Here is a 15837-nt window from a genome sequence, read left to right as displayed (position 1 = left end):
TTTTGTGCTAGTGGATACGGTAATGCAGGAAAATGAAATTAGAGATCGTTTGGCTAAAGTTTTACAAAGTGTGATTCAAGAAATGACATCTTGTTACGACAATGTAGAGGTGACTTTCAACGCTGGCGAAAAGACGACTATTTACAAAGTCACTTTGCCGCAAGAGTTTCGTGGGAAGTTGATTGGTTCACAGGGAAAGAACATCACGTCATTACGTAATATCATTGGTGCGATGGCGGGCAATCACGGATTCCGCGCCATCATCGAACTTGTTGTTTGATTTATCCAAAATAATTTAAGCAAAAGGTGATTAAAGCGGCATTGATAAAATCAATGAAGCACGAACCCACCAAAGGAACCACTAAAAAGGCCTTTGGTGCTGGACCATACTTCTGAGCCAGCGAGGACATATTGGCCATCGCATTGGCAGATGTCCCCATCATAAAGCCGACATATCCCGCGCTAATGATAGCACCTTCATAGTCCTTGCCGGCAACCCAAAACGCCGGTCCCAAGGCAGTGATCGCCACCAAAACAACCTGCACGGCTAAAAATATCAGAATTGGCAAGGCGGCATTGCGAAGTTCATCCAGCTTTAATGACATAATGGCGGTGGCAATAAAAAGTGTCAGTGAAACCGCACCAATTTCTTCAATCCAATCCGCCTTGATTTTAAAAACGGGTTTTACATCTTCGATATTTCTCATTATAGCCGCGATAATCATAGAGCCGATATAGATCGGAAGAGTGACTCCCAAAGAGTTGATCCAAGGACTTAGCGTTGTGCCCAAGCCCATGATCAACGCCATGGCTAGAAAGTGATAAAGAAGATCACTGCCCACGCGCGCCGTTAACATCGGGGCTTCGGCTGTCGTTTCGACTTCACTGCCGCTAATAGCTTTCAAACGACGTTTATTGATAAGATATGTGGCTAGGGGAGTACCTACCAGGCCTCCTAAAAGAATGCCTCCCATGGCGGTTGTCAATCCAATGACGGAAGCTCCTTCGATACCGGCCGTTTCAAATAGAGGGCCAAATGCCAAAGAAGTGCCGGGGCCTCCTGTTAAAGAGACGGCCCCCGTTAAAACACCCATGAGTGGCGGTAAGCCCATCAGTTTCGCGACACCTATGCCCGCAATAATCTGTAGTACTAAACCACCGACGGTCAAAGCCAGAAAGAACACCACAGTTCTTCCGCCTTCTTTCAAAAGTTTCAGTGAGGCCGAGTAACCGATGGAAGCGAAAAAAGCGATCATCAGTGTTTCTTCGAATGTTTTTGTGAATTTGATTTCAAAAATTCCGTAACTTTTTAAAATCGCTAAAACCGACGCGACGACAAAGCCACCGATGACCGGTGAAGGCAGATTGTATTTTTCAATAAAGTGAATCTTCTTTTTTAAGAAGCGACCAAAATAGACGACCAGGGCTGAGAACGCTAAAGTTTGCAGTGCTGTTAATTCCATTCACATAGCGTAAGCGGAATCACAGCACCGTGTCTTGGAAGGTTGCGTTATTGGATGATCCAATTCATCACAACCACCGACATCGCGCCTAAAACGAATTCTTTCTGATAAAGATAGCGCATGTTTGTTTCTTTCAACTTCGCAAAGATTTCCTCTAAGGTCACGCTGATCATCGCGCCGCCTGCGAACGCCAAAATGTAAGGAAGAGAGGCGTTCGTCATCGAAGCAAAAATTCCCCCTGCTGCACCACCTACGATTTCCATAACTCCCGTCATTGCCGCACCAAAGAAAGCTGCACGACGAGAAAGTCCAATCGAAAGAAACGCCGCTGCGGTGGCAAGCCCTTCAGGGAAGTTTTGAAATACAATGGCGCCCACAACGGTCCAACCGTTGGCTTGTGAAAGTGTATCTGCACTGAGTGCCGCACCCGAGGCTAGGCCTTCAGGCAAATTGTGGAGCATCATCGCCGTAACAAACAACCAAGCACGACGGTGCAATGAATACTGAGTGGGAGAAAAACTATGGATAAAGTGACTCAGTCCATAGATCGAGACGATGCCTAAAAGTAAAGCCAGTGAAACCCCGAGTGCTCCTGATGTTGAGCTGTAGGCAGGACCGATCAAGTTAAAGGCTGCCGCCGCCAGCATCATTCCTATCGCAAAATCCAGGTTCAGGCTTCTCCATGGATTCCAGGCTTTGCTTTCTTTTTTAAGAATAGGCAAGGCCCCCAGCATGGTTGATCCACCTGTGATAATCCCTGCCGCTAAACCCATCAATGCACTGCCCATAAAAGCCCCTCTGGCTATTTTCTAAAACTATTAAGAACGGTGACTGCGAATCATCCAAGCCGCTTTTTCATGGAAGCCAATCAAGTCTTCATACAATGTCACAGCACTGGTTTCTTCTGCATCTTCGGCAATCTCTAAACGTGACTTGAGCGCGATCGCCATATTGGTGTGGTCTTGGCTAAGCACGTCTATCATTTGATTTGCATTCATCTTGTCCGAAGCTTCTTGAATAGAAGAGAACTCTTTAAATTCCTTGAAAGAGCCAGGAGCACGAGACTTCAATGCGCGTACAACTTCGGCTGTGCGATCAACATACTCAGCAAGTTCTTCGTACTGTTCTTCAAAAAGTTTATGAAGAGAGAAAAATAAAGGACCTTCCACATTCCAGTGGCAGCTTTGAGTTTTTAGATAAAGAAAATATTCATCAGAAAGAGTTTTCTTGAGTGTTTCTACCACGCTGGCGGTATCAACCTCTTCCCCTTGCACAGGACGTAGGTTGCGAGCTTGTTCTTTTGTTGAATGTGCTGATTGTGATCTCATAAAAGAATTCCTCCTGTATAACAATAGGATAGAAAAAAGTGAGAATATTGAACAGTTCTTCTTTTCTATAGAGCCTATAGGAAAAATCTATATGTCAATGGTCAGCATAGATGAAAACTATTTGAGACTGCCGAGCGGGTTATCCACCTTTAATTGATTTTTAGATCGAACTGAGCTTAAACCTTCGGGCAGGTTTTTCTTTATGTTTTCAATGAGGGCTTTTAGCAGAGCCTTTCTTTGAAAGTGCGGTCCATGAATGAGACTGACTTCCCGAGTTGGCACGGGATCTGAAAAGTTTCTTAAGCGCTTCTTATCTTGCACATCCAAGGTCGCGAGCCATGGAAGCAAAGTGAAGTGTTCACCCTGATCTACAAGTTTCTTCAACGTTTCTAAACTGCCACTTTCAAAGGTGAAAGTCCGATCCGCAGAGACAATCTGTTTTTTGTTACGACAAAGTGCCAGACTTTGTTCGCGAAAACAGTGACCTTCGTTTAGCAATAAGACATCGTCAACGGAAAGATCTTTTTCATCGATAGTTTTTTTGTCTAAAAGCGGGTGGCCTTTGGCGAAGTAAGCACTGAAAGGCTCATAAAATAAAACATGATTTGCGATATTCAGATCATCAATCGGCGTCACTACAATTCCCAGATCCAGGCTGTGATTGCGAATACGCTCTACCATCGTCTCTGTTTGAATTTCTTCAAAAGTCAGATGAAGGTTTTTATAAAGATCTTTCATTTTCTTTAGAAAGAGGGGCAGAAGGTAAGGTGCCAGGGTTGGAATAATGCCGATACGCAATTCACCTTTTAATGTGCCCTTTGCATCATCGACGATTTCTTTTAAGTGTTGCGCATCCCGGACAACAAGGCGGGCTTGCAGAACAATTTCTTCGCCGATAGACGTTGCTTTAATCGGTTGCTTGGTGCGATCAAAAAGAACAACGCCAAGTTCTTCTTCTAATTTTTGGATCTGCATGCTCAATGTAGGTTGTGTGACATGGCATTGGCGGGCGGCGTGGCTAAAACTTCCCGTATCGGCGACAGCAAGAATGTATTCCAGTTGAGTCAGTGTCATGATACAAGCTTGTTCCTTCGCCAAAAACATTGCAAGCTTAATCATGCCTACGCGAATCGAGCAGTATCAAAAGCGTGTCTTGGATAAGTCACTTCCTCTTTCAGAGAAAGTGGTAGAAGCATTTTACCGTTATCCACGTCATCTCTGCGTGCCGGAATACACAGTTGCTGAGGCGTACTCGGATCATCCGTTGCTTCTTTGGAATAAGCCTCCGTTCTTGTCCACGATTTCTCAACCAAGCTTCGTGTTGAAAATTTTAGATATGATGAACCTGCAACAGGGGCACCGTGTTTTCGAGTTGGGTTCGGGCAGTGGATGGAATACCGCGATGTTGGCCTACCTTGTGGGCGAAACCGGAAAAGTTGTTTCGGTGGAAGTGATTCCTGAATTGGCCGTGCGGGCGCAAAAGTATCTAGAGCAGAATAAAATCTTCAATGCGCTGGTAAAACTGGGGGATGGCTTCGAGGGCGACACGTCCGAAGCGCCTTATGACCGGGTGATTTTCACTGCGGGCTCCGCTGAATTTCCTAATATCTTATTTGATCAACTCAAAGTCGGAGGCCTCATGGTCTTCGTTCGAGAGAATGATTTAGGCTACGACTTTTTAGAGTTGATTGAAAAACAAGAAAACGGAAAGCCCCTCATCCTTCAGACTATTCCTTGTTCTTTTGTTTCTGTGATTCGAAAAAGTGCAGGGGACACGGATGCATCCCCTGCGTAGGTGAGCAGGACCCGGTCACTAAGCTAAAAAATCGTCTTTCGGTTTACGATCACGATTCGCCGGTTTTTTGGGCTTCAACTCTAGCACTCTCTCTTTCTTATCCTTTGTGAGGTCTTCCGGACGTTCTTCGGGTTCGTCATAAAGGTGATAGTGAGAGGCTATTTCTGCGAATTTCTCGCTAGCTTCATCCATGGCCAGACCCACCTTTTTTTCCAGTAGATCGACGATGGACTGTGCGTTGCCTCGAGTTTCCTCAAGGTCCCGTTCTTTAAGCTCATGCCATTTTTCCATGAGCTCTCTTTTTAGATCGGTCCATCCTGGAAGGTGTGTTGCCATACGGTACCTCCTTACTCAATAACAAGGTCGATACGTCTGTTTTGCGCACGGCCTTGAGGAGTGGTGTTGTCACTGATGGGTTTTTCAGGCCCCACCCCGACAGCTTCCACTTTTTCTTCAGCCACAGCTCCATTAGTGACCAGATATTTTTGCACAGCTTCGGCACGTTGTTCAGAAAGCTCTTTATTTTTTTCGAAAGAACCTGTGGAGTCCGTGTGCCCTTCAACTGTCACTTTGCTGGCGTCAATATCCGTCAAAGCCGCGTCAACTTTTTTTAGTAATGCCTGACTTTTCGGATTCAATGTCGATTTGTTAGAAGCAAATTGCAGGCCTTTAAGGCGGACCATCAATTTACCGTTTTCAACGTAAACTTCAGCTTCGTTCGGTTTGAATTCTTTACGAAGTTTGTCGGCCTTTTCGGAAAGCTCTTGCGTTTTTTCAAGCTCGGCTTGTCTTCCAACCAGGGCCACTCGCTCTTGTTCAGATTGGCTAAGCTGTTGTTGAGAGCTTTGCAGTTCCTGTTCCGTTGACGAGTATTCGTTTTTCAAACTGGAAATAGTTCGCTGTTGTCGTTCGGACAATAAAACCAGATCTTCGGTATTACCTGCATTCACTTTGCGTGTTACATCCAATAAATGCACCGACTCGCGATTGGCATCCTCAGAAGCTCGACGAATGGCCTCGCTATTACGGGGATCCGAGTTAATAAGCTTTTCCGCGTTTTCATATTTCATTTGCGCCAGGCTGTAAGTTTTCGGTGCTCGCTTTTCAGCACCATCTTTTTTGGCTGACTTGATATTGTCTTCGGCTTTTTCCAGATGGGATTTTTTCACTGACTTGATTTCCAGGTCACGATAGAATGCTGTCAGATCTTCACCTTTTTTGTCCGCCGGTTTTAAGTTTCCCTTTTCGATGGATTTCGTAATGCTTTCAAGTTGCTTGTCTGCCTTCTTCCAATCCTTTTCAAACATTTGTGGAGCCCCGGCGCGTAAAGCTCCGGCGCGCGCATCGGTGATATCTTTCATCGAAGTTTGCGCAAGTTCTGCTTTAGAATTGGCTTGTTCTAACCACGCTCGTGAATAAGAAACCTGCTCTAAGATATCTTCATTGGATTTGTTTTTCGCTTTTTTCTCTTTGGCCTTGTCTAAGGCTTTTTTAGCGTCCGCATAATTTTCTGGTGAAAGAGCGTCGACCTGTCGATCTTGCGCCTCTTTCAAAAGCTGATCTGTTTTTTCGATTTCCGTCGTAGGATTTGCGCTATTCGGAATCGAGGTGACGTTGGGAGGCGTCGTTGCACAGCCGGCAGCTGCTAGTGTTAGAACCAGAGCCGCGAGGTATTTATTGATACGCGATCTCATAAGCATCTCCTTTTAGCTGGCAAGTTCACCAGGGTGTTCGCCAGGATAGGTGTGATTTATCTTATTTAAGGCTAAACCTAATACGTTCTAGACGCCTGCTGTTTGATAGCACAGTTCTTGTTTTCGTCGAGGGAAGTTTATGAGGATTTTGAAATAAAAAAGGAAGGGGAGCCCTTCCTTTTTTTACAGAAAAAATATGGGAAATAATTCGTTTTTAGAATGCGTAACCGATGCGAACGGCCGCATGAGGCAGAACTTGTTCACCTAATTTTTCAGCGATGTCGACAACATCCTGCTTGTTAGAAATGTACTCGGGGTCATTGATGATCACCGGATCTGTTGTGCCATCTTCAACATCCACTTTTTTCGAAAGCGGGATTTGTGCGCCTAATTCGACGCCAAAGTTGAGGCCAGAATTGAATTGCCAGAACCAACCCACTTTCGGCGTTAAGAAAGTGTTCCCAATTTTAACTTTTGGAGTTACGGATTGACCGCTGTAAGAAGCCGTTTTTTTTGCTTCAACTCCTTGAGTTCCTAATGCACCGGCGATGTAAAAAGAACTTGTGAAAGGATGATAGCGACCTTCAATCGCAAGACTTCCTAAAGAAATCTCTTCTTTGTCGTTTTCTTCGTCTTTAGGTTTAAAAGAAAAGCCACCTATGTCTAAAGCTACGGACCAAGTTTTCGACTGATCTAAAAACTCGATACCGCCATTTAAACCGTGGGGAAGTCCAAGTCCACCGTAAACACCCCAAAGACTGCGTGGCCATTGGCTGTGATCCGTAGAGGGCACTTCTTCCGCCGCAGGAGTGGTTGGAGCGGCAACCTCGGGCGTTGCTGGAGCTGCAGGTGTATTTTCTGACTTTGTCTCTTGAGCAAAAGCAGAAGTAGTTAATAATAAAGCTGTCATTGTTGGGATAAGTATTTTGTTTACCATAGAACAACCAGTGTAAACAAAGGACTGCGGGATTCAATGTAAAAACATGAAACTAGCAATAGAGTACAGTCCAGAGATCACCAGAATTCCTCCGGCAATTTTTTGATGCCGCAATCCTGCGTGGTCGATGGTTGTGCGAATCATCGAAGGAACTGCACTAAGGGTGGGAAGGCCCCCCAACCAGAATAACCCCATAACCAAGGCCCCGGCCCAAGGACTTTTCGTTGAGACTGCGGCTAAAACGTAAGTATAAAGCCAACCACAGGGTAAAAAGGCCGTTAGCAAACCGATCACGAACCCCGAACGGCTTAAGAACCGACCTTGAATTTTTTTAATCACGGGAAGAATGAAATGCGACGCGGGAAATTTGAATCCCACAGGTGTAAGCATTGAAAGTCCATAAAGAATTAATACGGCTGCAAGAAGACCTGCTCCTACGTAACGAAAGATCCGCCAGTCATTCTGTAAAAAGAGCTGACCCAAATAACCGGCCAAGATTCCCAGCAGCACATAGGCACAGCCTCGCCCCAGATTGTACATAAGAAGGGAGCGTCGCGCGCTCATCAGGCTTGCTATCGGTCCACACATCGCAGCACAGTGCCAGCTCCCAAAGAAGCTGGCAGAAAGAATTCCCAGTGCTAGCAGAAGTGTGCTTGAAGTCATTGTCGAGGTCCCACCAGTATCAGCTCACGAGTGCTGTTCAATGATTTTTCGGGTCCGATATCTTGAATTTCAATCGTTGTCTTAATTTTATCACTGACTTTGAAAAGTTCGGGGGGAATTCGCACGAAGAAATACCATTCACGACTGTCGCCGGGTTTTAAGGATAAAGGATTTTCAGCGACACTGAATTCAACTCCTTTTTCCAAAAGATCCTGGCTTAAGCTGAGTTTATAAAGCACTTCTTTTCCGCTTTGATTTTGGATGTGAATACGGAATTGATTCAAAATCAATTCTTGCCCATTGTTCTTAACATAGGAGTACGGAAGTCCCGCCCCACGCAAGATTGTAAAATGCGCCGACTCCCTTGTTCCGATGGCATAAGAAAGTCCCGCGACCAGCACGATGATGGCGGCCATATAAATAAGAGATCGCGGTTTTTTGAGATTGATTTTGCTTCCATCTAGTGTGTCGTAGCGGATAAGCCCTTTGGGCTTTTTCACTTTCTCCATGATTTCGTCGCAGGCATCGATACAAGCCGTGCAAGCGATGCACTCCATCTGCAACCCATTACGAATATCAATTCCTGTAGGGCAGACCTGCACGCAGCGATTGCAAGAAACACAGTCACCAACTTTATCTTTTGTAGCGCTGCCTTTGCGAGGTTCGCCGCGTTTTTCATCATAGACCACGGCTAAGGATTTACTGTCTAACAAAACGGATTGAATGCGACCATAAGGACACATGATCACGCAGAACTGTTCGCGGAACCACGCAAAGTCGAAAAGCACTAAGGCCGTAAACGAAATGACTAAGATAAAATATGTCGGGTTTTGAAAGGGACTGTTTTGCACCATGTGCATAAGATCGACGGCACCGATAAAGTACGCCATAAAGCTATGGGCGATCAGCGAAGAGGCTACAAAAAATAAAAACCACTTTAAAGAAACTTTAGAAAATTTATTCCAGGAAAGGGGTGCATCGCGAAGGCGACGTCTTTCAATGTAAGATCCTTCGACCCACTGTTCGATACGACGAAAAACAGCATCAATAAAAACGGTCTGCGGGCAGGCCCAACCACACCAAACCCTTCCCCAAATGGAAGTGACGAAAGCAAGACCCAACGTCAAAGTTCCTAAGACAAAGAAAAGAAGGGGAGCGTCGTGAGAGCGAAAAAGGATTCCAAAAAGCGCAAACTCTCTTTTTGGAATATCAATCAGAATGGTCTGATGACCGTTGATACTGGTCCAAGGAAGAAGCAAAAAAATCAATAATAAAACACACTGGCTCCAGGTGCGATGCTTTCTGAAAAATCCACGCACTTCTGCGGGGATTAAATAGAGGCGATCGCCATTTTCATCAACACTCGTTAATTTTCCTGGATCCAGTCTGTTCATAAAACTACCTATTTCAAATAATCCTCTATCGCTTCGCCCTGCGGTTCTTTTCCTTTAAGGCTTGAGCCCTTTTTAGAAAGGATGTAAGCGCTGACGGCATAGAGTTCTTCTTTTTTAAGCACAGGTCCCCATGGTGGCATTCCTTTTTCAGGAATACCATCGCGAATCACTTTAACGATATCCAGACGAGTCCCTTTTCCGTGGATCCAGAACTTATCGGTTAGGTTCGGACCAATCATGCCTTCTAACTGTTGGCCGTGGCAAGCCGCACACTTTGCTGTGAATTGCGCGGCACCCACATCGATAAGTCCGTCTTTTTTGAAATCTTCAGCAAGACTTTCTTCCGTCTCGAGCGGAGCTGAGCTTTGCGCCAAAGATTTTCCCTGTTCGATCTCGGCCATCGCGACTTTCAATTCATCTTGCAGGGTTGGTCCCCCCGCAAGTTCGTAATGAATGTAGTAGATAAAAGCAAAGATGATTGTCAAAAAGAACGTCCACAGCCACCAAGTAGGAAGTGGGTTGTCATGTTCTATGATGCCATCGTATTCGTGAAATTTTTGATCTTTGTCGCTCATAAAGAGTCTCCGTCAGTTAACGGTAGTTGTTCCATGCGGTGATAGATTTTGCTGCTGTTTTTGCGGTAAACCCAGATAAGCACGCCGACAAAGAACAGGAAGAAAATCAAAAGCCCCAGGGATGTCAAATAAGTGTCTGTAAAGAATTTCAATCCTTCTTGTTTCATTGAGCTTTCCCTTTCTGTCCTAAAGACTGAAGATAAGCGATCAAAGCCACGATTTCTTTTTTAGCTAAACCTTTAGGGGCCCCATTGGATTCTAAATCTGCCGCAATCTCTTGCGCTTGTTTTTGCGCGTGGATGTCCGCGTTCGCAACGACTTCAGAATCATAAGGGACTCCCAGTTTGCTCATCACTGAAAGTTTTTTGCGAAGAACCAGGAAGTCCGTGTTCTTTTCAACCAACCAAGGATAGCTTGGCATGATGCTCTTTGGAGTTACGGCACGTGGGTCGATCATATGGCTATAGTGCCAAAGATTTGGATATTTCTTTCCTAAGCGCGCCAAGTCTGGACCTGTACGTTTTGAGCCCCATTGGAAGGGACGGTCGTACATGGACTCTTCAACAGTCGATGCCTTTCCGTAGCGAAGGACCTCGGATGCAATGGGACGGATTTGTTGAGAGTGACATACGTAACATCCTTCACGGATATAGATATCACGGCCCGCAATTTCCAGCGGCGTATGCGGCTCAACGATATTCGCTGGGTTCACATAGCGGTGCAAAGAAAGTGTCGGATAAATTTCAATAATCGAACCCACAATGATAGCCAAGAAAGCAAGAACGGAGAAAGTGAAGCCCATTCCTTCTAATTTTCTGTGAGTATCTTGAGTTTGCTCGTCAAAACCTGTTCTTTGTACTTCGTAAGAAGTTTGCTCAACAGCTTTCGGAGCTTTTTTAATAGTTTTATAGATGTTGTAAGCCATCATGAAGAAACCAATGATGAACAAAGCACCACCTAGTGCGCGCACCCAGTAAAGAGGTACGATGCGAACCACGGTCTCGATAAAATCTGGATACACCAATTGACCTTCCGGAGTGACCGCTCGCCACATCAAACCTTGAGTGATACCCGCGACCACCATCGAGATGTAGTAAAGTAGAACCCCTGTCAAACTGATCCAGAAGTGATTTTCCAAAAGTTTTTTAGAGTAAAGTTCTGTCTTCCAAAGGCGAGGAACCAGATAGTAAATCATCCCGAATGACAAGAAACCATTCCAACCCAAAGCCCCCGCATGAACGTGACCCACAATCCAATCTGTGTAGTGACCTAAAGCAGAAACAGATTTGATAGAAAGAAGGGGACCTTCAAAAGTGGACATTCCGTAGAATGTTAAAGCTGCTACGAAGAATTTAATCAGCGGCTCGGTACGAAGAAGATGCCAAGATCCTTTCAAAGTCAAAAGACCGTTGATCATACCACCCCAAGACGGAGCCCACAGCATCACAGAGAAAATCATTCCCAGAGTTTGCGCCCATTCAGGAAGGGATGTGTAAAGAAGATGGTGAGGACCGGCCCAGATATAAATAAATACGAGCGACCAGAAATGCACAATCGACAAGCGGTACGAGTACACCGGGCGATTTGCGGCTTTCGGTACATAGTAATACATCAAACCCAGGAAAGGTGTTGTTAGGAAGAAGGCCACCGCGTTATGACCGTACCACCATTGCACCAAGGCATCTTGAATACCTGCATACACCGGGTACGACTGAAGCATTCCCACCGGAATTTCAATCGAGTTTACGATGTGTAAAACCGCCACTGTGATAATCGTGGCGATATAGAACCAGATCGCCACATACATGTGTTTTTCACGACGTTGGCGGATTGTTCCGAAGAAGTTCACAGCAAAGATAACCCAGACTACTGTGATCGCAATGTCGATCGGCCACTCAAGCTCGGCGTATTCTTTAGACTGCGTGTATCCCAGCGGCAGTGTGATTGCTGCAGCAAGAATGATCAGCTGCCAACCCCAGAAATGCATTTTTGAAAGCACATCCGAGAACATACGTGTTTTCAGAAGTCTTTGCGAAGAATGGTAAATCCCGGCAAAGATCGCGTTACCTGCAAAGGCAAAGATCGCCGCATTCGTATGCAGGGGACGAAGTCGTCCGAATGTGATCCATTCTAGATTCGCATTCATCGGCCAATAAGCCAACTGCAAGGCTGCGATAAGTCCAAATAAGAAAGCCGCTCCTGCCCAGATCATCGTGGCAAGGACGAACTTCTTTACTATGTCGTCATCGTAGTAAATTTTTTCGACAATACTACTGTTCGTTTTCACAACTGTTTCCTTTCGTTGTCATCATTCAAAATTCGGTGCGCCGGAGTTTCTAAATCGTCAAACTGTCCTTTGGACGTAGCCCAAATAAAAGCGACGACGAAACCAATTCCTAATAAAAGAGCCATGGGAATCATGATCGTGATGATGTTCATCGGAACCCCCAGAGCGAAGATAAAATAAGTGCTGCCGAGCTGACCGGCATCAAGATCGCAGCCATCATAGGATTAATAAAACCACAAAGAGCTAAAACCCCACCGGCGATATTATAGACGATAGAGATGCTCAAATTGCGCACCAAAACTCGACGAGTTTGCTGAGCCAGATTGAAAAGGTCTAAAACCGGAGTCAGCCCGCCGCGAGTTAAATAAATATCGGCGCTGTGCAAGCTTAGATCGACACTGCCTTTCACCGCGATACCGACGTCGGCTTCTTTAAGGCATAACGAATCATTGGCGCCATCACCAATCATGCAAGTGTCAGAGTACTTATCGAGAATTTGTTTTTTATCTTCGGGGAAAAGCTCACCATAAGCGTTCTCTTTCGCGATACCGCAAATTTCGGCGACTTTCAGAGTGCGATTTTTACGGTCGCCCGAAACTAAGAAGCACTCTTTGCCTTCTCTTTTCAATTGAGCGACGGATGATTTTGCGTCCTCTCTTAAAGTATCACTGAAATAAAGGCGCGATATGCTGTGCCCATTTTTAGTGACCTCGATGCCTATTTCAGATTCGTGCATACTTTCAGCCAAGTGACGAACTTCATAAAAATCACCATCGACATAACCGCGCACACCGCGACCTAAGATTTCTTCGGCCTGCACGCCAGAGCATAAAATTTTTGTCTCGGACCAAGCTTCTCGAAGGGCGAACGCGACTGGATGGTAAGAAGCCGCCTCGAGGCTTAGAATGATTTTTTTGAGACCGGAATCAATCACGCTAGGCTCACTGTAGGAAAGACGCAATTGTCCCTCAGTCAATGTGCCAGTTTTATCGAAGAAGATATTTTTAACAGTTAGAATTTTTTCTAAGCTCTTCGCATCTTTAATAAGAAGCCCCTGGCGTTGTCCCTTTTTTAAAGCCAAGCCAAAGGCAAGAGGGGAGCCAAAGGCTAAAGCACAAGGACATGCAAGCACGATCAATGCTAAGGCCCGGTTAAAAGCTTCTGTCGGGTTTATCGAGTAATAAAGAGCGAAGAATAAAATCGCGATTCCAAAGACCGAAATGATTAACTTTTGCGCCAATCGATCTGTCAGAGCTACAAAGGGGCTTTTGACCGAGGATCCATGTTCAAGTTGGGCGAAGAGTTTACCCAGTTTGCTATTGGCGAAAGAGTCCGAAACTTTGACACGAATTTCATGCTCTAAAGGACGAGTTCCCGCAAGCAAAGTCATGTGCTGAGAGAAGACCTTTGGCAGGGATTCTCCGTTAAGAAGAGACATATCGACCGTTGCTTGGTCTGAAAGCAGCTCACAATCGGCGGGAATGTTCTGTCCTTTTTGAATTAAAAGAATCTGCCCTTTCTGAATATGGTCCCAAGGAACGCTTCGTTCCTGTTCATTATCCACACAGATATAGCGTTCGTTCTTAAAGAACGTTTTTAAGTGCGAAGACGAAAGATGATTTTGTTGAACGCGTTTTAACAGATAACGAGCCGATAGAATAAAGAAAAGAAAGCTCGCCGTGCTGTCGTAATAGATGTGGCCTTCGCCCCGGATCAGACTGTAAGTCGACAAGATAAAACCCGATAACATCGCGATGACAATGGGAAGGTCCACGTTAATAACTTTGTACTTTAAGGTGTTCCAGGCACCGCGATAAAAGGGGATGGCGCTGTAAAATAAGATGGGAAGAAACAACAGAAAACTCAGCCAGTTGAAAACCTGCGCCCAGCGTCCCGCCAGTCCCGCATAGACCGGGATGACAAAAAGCATTGTGTTGCCGGCACAGAAACCCGCAACTGCAATGCGTTTTAAGAAAGCCCGATTTTCAGCTTTGAATTTTTCGGCCACATGATCTTGAGCTGAAAGAAGAGAAGGCGAATAGCCAAGCTCCTTAATAACATAAGCGACTTGAGCTAAAGAGCCTTGGTCTTTCAGTTTTACGGCCACGGTGGATTGAGCAAAGTTCACGCGAGCATTGACGACGTCGGGATAGAACTCTGGAAGTTTTTCAAGCAAGTGAACACATGAAGAGCAATGCAAACCTTCTGCATAAAACAGATAATCAAATTCGCTCTGCTCATCATGGCGATAGATGTCTTTAAAGTCTTTTTGATCAAGGTAAGAGTAAGGATTGGATGAATTTTTTACTAATGGAAATGCACCGACTTGCGTGTCTAAGACCTCGCACGCTCGACAGCAATAAGGCCCCACTTCAGTGGGTGTCGCGCAGTATTTGCATTGAATCAGGGTTGCCAGAGACATTTCAGTCATCTCCTCTGGCCTTACTTTGCGGAAAATCACAGTATAAAAACATGATTCCCATCATAAACGACAAAAATTAGAGAAATGGAACTGTAGTGAATTGTGATTAAATCATGACAATTGTTTCAATTTGGGAGCTAGGTGGACAAAAGTGCATCAATTGGTTGCGCCATAAACGCGCTCATGATTTATTGGGGGCATGACAGCAAATTCCATCTCTATCCAAAAGACGAAGAACCCAAAAACACGTCCTTCCGCTGACTCCTTGGGCTTTGGTCGTTACTTTACTGATCACATGTTCCTAGCTTCTTACTCCACGCAAAAAGGCTGGCACAATTTACGAATCACGCCGTATGAGCCAATTCCGCTCGATCCGGGTGCGAGTGTTTTGCACTATGGTCAGGCACTGTTTGAAGGGATGAAGGCCTTTTCTCATCAAGATGGAAGCTGTGTTCTGTTCCGACCGGAGTTCAACTGGGCCCGCATGGCCGAAGGAGCAGAACGTCTTTGCATGATTGCTCCGCCTAAAGAAATCTTCATCGAAGGTATCAAAGAACTTATCAAGGTCGATCGTGATTGGATTCCTTCAGAAAAAGGCTGTTCTCTCTACATTCGTCCGACATTGATCGGTAGTGAGTCTTTCCTAGGGGTTCGTCCGGCAGAAGAGTATTTGTTTTTCACGATCCTTTCTCCTGTGGCTTCTTATTATGGCGAGGGTACGAAAGCGGTAAAGATCTGGGTGGAAGAAGAATATCTTCGTGCTGCTCCGGGAGGCTTAGGAGCGACGAAGGCGGCGGCAAACTACGCTGGAAGTTTAAAGGCGGCTTTGCAGGCAAAGAAAAATTCCTATTCACAAGTTTTGTGGTTGGATGTGAATCGTCAGTATATTGAAGAAGTAGGAACGATGAATGTCTTCTTTGTATTTGAAAACGAAATCGTCACTCCTTCTTTGGAAGGAACCATCTTAGGTGGTGGTACAAGAAATTCCATCATCACGCTTTTAAAATCTAAAAACAAACCCGTTGTTGAGCGTCGCGTGAAACTTCAGGAAGTGCGTGAGGGAGCCGCTAACGGAAAGTTAAAAGAAATTTTCGGAACGGGCACGGCGGCCGTGATCAGTCCTGTGGGCGAACTTGCCGCCAAGGATTGGAAGATCACAGTGAACAACGGCGAAATGGGACCTGTGGCAGCCAGTCTGTACGAAGAACTGACAGGCATTCAAAACGGCACGGTTAAAGACACGTTCAACTGGCTTTATAAAATTTAAATAGGGAAGCGG

General features: G+C 45.4%; 17 protein-coding genes. 3 read left to right on the top strand and 14 right to left on the bottom strand.

The window, feature by feature from the left end; translation table 11 throughout:
• Nucleotides 1-22: 22 nt before the first annotated feature.
• Nucleotides 23-280, top strand: coding sequence for a KH domain-containing protein (locus tag AZI87_RS00700; protein ID WP_253696287.1), 258 nt, complete (start codon nt 23-25; stop codon nt 278-280).
• Between the two features lies 1 nt (nt 281).
• Here the strand turns inward: AZI87_RS00700 and gltS are convergent, their stop codons facing one another.
• The 4 genes from gltS to AZI87_RS00680 form a co-directional block, all read right to left on the bottom strand.
• Entirely contained in the window at nt 282-1463 is a 1182-nt protein-coding gene (gene gltS / locus AZI87_RS00695) for a sodium/glutamate symporter (RefSeq protein ID WP_063204537.1), read from the bottom strand.
• 47 nt (nt 1464-1510) lie between these two features.
• Nucleotides 1511-2251 carry a ZIP family metal transporter gene (locus AZI87_RS00690; RefSeq protein ID WP_063204536.1) on the bottom strand — a complete coding sequence of 247 codons (741 nt, stop codon included), beginning with the start codon at nt 2249-2251 and terminating at the stop codon, nt 1511-1513.
• A 30-nt stretch (nt 2252-2281) separates the two neighbouring features.
• The gene (locus tag AZI87_RS00685) at nt 2282-2791 is read right to left on the bottom strand and encodes a Dps family protein (RefSeq protein WP_063204535.1); all 510 of its coding nucleotides are present in this window, start codon (nt 2789-2791) and stop codon (nt 2282-2284) included.
• 117 nt (nt 2792-2908) lie between these two features.
• A complete protein-coding gene (locus AZI87_RS00680; protein ID WP_253696285.1) occupies nt 2909-3910 on the bottom strand; it encodes a hydrogen peroxide-inducible genes activator in 1002 nt (333 codons plus the stop codon).
• Here AZI87_RS00680 and AZI87_RS00675 point away from each other — a divergent pair.
• Nucleotides 3909-4586, top strand: coding sequence for a protein-L-isoaspartate O-methyltransferase family protein (locus tag AZI87_RS00675; protein ID WP_253696283.1), 678 nt, complete (start codon nt 3909-3911; stop codon nt 4584-4586). The genes AZI87_RS00680 and AZI87_RS00675 overlap by 2 nt on opposite strands.
• 18 nt (nt 4587-4604) lie before the next feature.
• On the opposite strand, the gene AZI87_RS00670 is transcribed toward AZI87_RS00675, so the two are convergent.
• From AZI87_RS00670 to AZI87_RS00630, 10 genes are all read right to left on the bottom strand, one after another.
• The gene (locus AZI87_RS00670; RefSeq protein ID WP_063204533.1) at nt 4605-4922 is read right to left on the bottom strand and encodes a hypothetical protein; all 318 of its coding nucleotides are present in this window, start codon (nt 4920-4922) and stop codon (nt 4605-4607) included.
• Between the two features lie 11 nt (nt 4923-4933).
• The gene (locus AZI87_RS00665) at nt 4934-6280 is read right to left on the bottom strand and encodes an OmpA family protein (RefSeq protein ID WP_063204532.1); all 1347 of its coding nucleotides are present in this window, start codon (nt 6278-6280) and stop codon (nt 4934-4936) included.
• A 214-nt stretch (nt 6281-6494) separates the two neighbouring features.
• Nucleotides 6495-7217, bottom strand: coding sequence for a hypothetical protein (locus tag AZI87_RS00660; protein ID WP_155722470.1), 723 nt, complete (start codon nt 7215-7217; stop codon nt 6495-6497).
• 33 nt (nt 7218-7250) lie between these two features.
• The gene (locus AZI87_RS00655) at nt 7251-7880 is read right to left on the bottom strand and encodes a sulfite exporter TauE/SafE family protein (RefSeq protein ID WP_063204530.1); all 630 of its coding nucleotides are present in this window, start codon (nt 7878-7880) and stop codon (nt 7251-7253) included.
• Entirely contained in the window at nt 7877-9274 is a 1398-nt protein-coding gene (gene ccoG, locus AZI87_RS00650; RefSeq protein WP_063204529.1) for a cytochrome c oxidase accessory protein CcoG, read from the bottom strand. Before ccoG ends, AZI87_RS00655 begins: the two co-directional genes overlap by 4 nt.
• Before the next feature lie 8 nt (nt 9275-9282).
• Nucleotides 9283-9849, bottom strand: coding sequence for a cbb3-type cytochrome c oxidase N-terminal domain-containing protein (locus AZI87_RS00645; RefSeq protein WP_063204528.1), 567 nt, complete (start codon nt 9847-9849; stop codon nt 9283-9285).
• The gene (locus AZI87_RS17945) at nt 9846-10016 is read right to left on the bottom strand and encodes a CcoQ/FixQ family Cbb3-type cytochrome c oxidase assembly chaperone (RefSeq protein WP_081112085.1); all 171 of its coding nucleotides are present in this window, start codon (nt 10014-10016) and stop codon (nt 9846-9848) included. The genes AZI87_RS00645 and AZI87_RS17945 overlap by 4 nt, the downstream gene beginning before the upstream one ends.
• Nucleotides 10013-12061, bottom strand: a complete 2049-nt coding sequence (gene ccoN / locus AZI87_RS00640; protein ID WP_437435058.1) for a cytochrome-c oxidase, cbb3-type subunit I — start codon at nt 12059-12061, stop codon at nt 10013-10015. Before ccoN ends, AZI87_RS17945 begins: the two co-directional genes overlap by 4 nt.
• Nucleotides 12062-12132: 71 nt before the next feature.
• Nucleotides 12133-12288, bottom strand: coding sequence for a cbb3-type cytochrome oxidase assembly protein CcoS (gene ccoS / locus AZI87_RS00635; protein ID WP_063204526.1), 156 nt, complete (start codon nt 12286-12288; stop codon nt 12133-12135).
• Nucleotides 12285-14558, bottom strand: coding sequence for a heavy metal translocating P-type ATPase (locus tag AZI87_RS00630; RefSeq protein WP_081112084.1), 2274 nt, complete (start codon nt 14556-14558; stop codon nt 12285-12287). Before AZI87_RS00630 ends, ccoS begins: the two co-directional genes overlap by 4 nt.
• Nucleotides 14559-14757: 199 nt before the next feature.
• Here AZI87_RS00630 and AZI87_RS00625 point away from each other — a divergent pair, with 199 nt between their 5' ends.
• Entirely contained in the window at nt 14758-15825 is a 1068-nt protein-coding gene (locus tag AZI87_RS00625) for a branched-chain amino acid aminotransferase (protein WP_063204525.1), read from the top strand.
• Nucleotides 15826-15837: the final 12 nt, after the last annotated feature.

Source organism: Bdellovibrio bacteriovorus, assembly GCF_001592745.1.
GTDB classification, from domain to species: domain Bacteria; phylum Bdellovibrionota; class Bdellovibrionia; order Bdellovibrionales; family Bdellovibrionaceae; genus Bdellovibrio; species Bdellovibrio bacteriovorus_B.
This window is presented reverse-complemented; position numbering and strand designations above follow the sequence as displayed.